The organism is Priestia sp. P5_B4, assembly GCF_056400385.1.
Genome location: NZ_JBFULJ010000645.1, coordinates 1 through 2,199 on the forward strand (window position 1 = coordinate 1; position 2,199 = coordinate 2,199).

Genomic DNA, 2,199 nt, shown 5'->3' on the forward strand with positions numbered 1-2,199 from the left:
ATGCAATTGTAATGCGTGTAGTGACGCTAATTCTTCGGTTAACTCCTTATGGAGTACTCGCAATTATGACCAAAACAGTAGCAACGAGTGATATTGATGCAATTGTTAAACTTGGAAAATTTGTTGTAGCATCCTATGTCGCATTGGCAGCTATGTTTATTGTTCATTTAGTTATTCTAACAATCATCGGTGTAAATCCGATCACATATGTTAAGAAAGTATTTCCTGTATTGGCTTTTGCTTTTACTTCCCGTACAAGTGCTGGAGCATTACCTTTGAATGTTAATACACAAACAAGACAGTTAGGGGTTCCAGAAGGAATTGCGAATTTCGCAGGTTCATTTGGTCTTACAATTGGTCAAAACGGATGCGCTGGAATATATCCAGCTATGTTAGCCGTTATGATTGCACCAACGGTAGGTATTGATCCCTTAACGCCTTCATTTATTTTCACGTTGATTGCCATTGTAGCAATTAGTTCGTTTGGCGTAGCAGGCGTTGGCGGAGGAGCGACATTTGCGGCTTTACTTGTATTATCTTCTATGAATTTGCCCGTAGCGCTAGCAGGCTTATTAATTTCAGTAGAGCCATTGATTGATATGGGGCGTACGGCGCTTAATGTAAGTGGAAGCATGACAGCCGGAGTCGTCACTAGTAAATTAACAAAAGAGCTAGATACAAACGTATATAACGATCAAACTATCTCACCTGAAACAGCAGAAGTGTAAAAGAGATACGTCATCCATAGTTAACATTGTTAACTATGGATTTTTTTTCTTTATCGACATAAAATAGGAAAAAATACTTATGATAACGCTTTCAAAAAAGGTTATAGTGAAAAATGTGTACGTACTTTATTTTACGGGAGGGTTTTCATTGAAATGTAGTTGGACTAAATATGCAATGGTACTGATGGCTTTAATCTTACTAGTAAGCTCTTTTTTTAGCCCATTTATGCAATCGTTTGCATCTGCGGCAGACTCAACTAAAATCACGATTCACTATCAGCCTGCTCCAAATGATACAAAGGAATGGGGATTATGGGTTTTTCCTGAAGGAGGAGAAGGGAAGCCTTACGTATTTACAGAGGAAGATCAATTTGGAAAAGTAGCGGAAGTTGAATTACCCGGTACTTATGACAAAGTAGGTTTTATTGTTCGAACAGAGTCGTGGGAAAAAGATGGAGGAGACCGCTTCGTTTCGGTGGAGAACGGTGAAGGAGAAGTATGGGTGAAAAGTGGAGATGAACATACATATACGTCTCCTCCTGACGGTGAATACCGAGATTTACCGAAGTTCGATAAAGTAAACGTTACCTTAAATTATCATCGGTACGACGGAGATTACAGCGGGTGGAACATTTGGACATGGCCAGGTGATGAAAAAGAAGGGAAGCAAATCGAATTTACGGAAGACACGAATTTTGGGAAGAGGGCGACCTACGCCATTAACAGTGGAAGTGGTAATTTATTTGACAAAATTGGTTTTATTGTACGCCATTCTACTAGTGACAGCGATTGGGAAAATAAAGACGGAGGAGAGCGCTTTATTACCAAGGTTGGTAAAGATGGGAATGTAGAAGTATGGATTGTTCAAGGACAAAATCGAATTTATTATGATAGAGCTGGAGTAGATATCACTCGGAAAATCACGAAAGCGACTATGGATACATTTAATCAAATCACCTTAGAAACAAACGTGCCGTTTGACTCTTCTAAGAGTTTAGGAGACATTGAAATTGACGGAGCTCAAATTGAAAAAGTGATACCTTATAAAGAGGGAGAAGACGCTGCTACTACTAAAGTTAAAATCATAACAAAACAGCCTTTGGACGTTACAAAAACGTATAAAGTGAAGCAAAAAGGCTACGGCTCAGCTGATGTAGTCAATGGAAATGTCGTTCGCACGAAAGAATTTGACGAAAAGTATGCATATAGCGGAAACGATTTAGGAAACACGTATTCTAAGAAACAAACAAATTTTTGCGTATGGGCTCCAACCGCAAGCGAAGCCAAGCTAGTGACTTATTCATCATGGAACTCCAAAGCTGTAAAAGAAATTTCTATGATCAAAAGTGAAAAAGGAACGTGGAAAGCGGAGTTAAAAGGAAATCATGATGAACTAATTTATACGTACAAAGTGAAAATTGGGAACAGCTGGAGCGAAGCGGTTGATCCATATGTACGAGCAACAACGGTG

Annotated in this window: 2 protein-coding genes; both read left to right on the plus strand. The window is 39.1% G+C overall.

Features of this window, described 5'->3' with window-relative positions:
- Window positions 1-728: cation:dicarboxylate symporter family transporter (locus tag AC1DRF_RS24145; RefSeq protein WP_477741888.1), on the plus strand; the 728-nt coding region annotated here is incomplete at its 5' end.
- 148 nt (window positions 729-876) lie between these two features.
- A partial coding sequence (locus AC1DRF_RS24150) for a pullulanase-associated domain-containing protein (protein WP_477741889.1) occupies window positions 877-2,199 on the plus strand: 1,323 nt, incomplete at its 3' end.